General features: G+C 66.1%; 1 protein-coding gene. It reads right to left on the reverse strand.

The features are described from left to right. Positions 1 to 339, reverse strand: a 339-nt coding sequence (locus tag ADL15_RS19835) for a phosphopantetheine-binding protein (RefSeq protein WP_269748364.1), incomplete at its 3' end; no start/stop codon positions are given. Positions 340 to 381: the final 42 nt, after the last annotated feature.

Genomic DNA, 381 nt, shown 5'->3' on the forward strand with positions numbered 1-381 from the left:
CCGGTGCAGGAACCAGAGCCGGCGCTGCGCGAACGACAACGGCAACACCTCAGGACGCACGGCCGCACGCAACGCCGCACGCACCTGCCGACCCTCATCCAAATGCCCGGCCAGCCCCGCCACCGTCGGCGACTCGAACAACGTCCGAATCGCCAACTCCACACCCAGCACCGACCGCACCCGACTGATCAACCGCGTCGCCAACAGCGAATGACCACCCAAATCAAAGAAACTGTCGTCCACCCCCACCGACGACAACCCCAACACCTCAGCGAACAAACCACACAGGATCTCCTCCTGCGGCGAACGCGGCGCCCGGCCCGACGACACCGTTGACATCTCCGGAACCGGCAACGCCCGCCGATCCAACTTGCCGCTCGG

Origin of the sequence: Actinoplanes awajinensis subsp. mycoplanecinus, from assembly GCF_001509495.1 — a bacterium.
GTDB classification, from domain to species: Bacteria; Actinomycetota; Actinomycetes; order Mycobacteriales; family Micromonosporaceae; genus Actinoplanes; species Actinoplanes palleronii.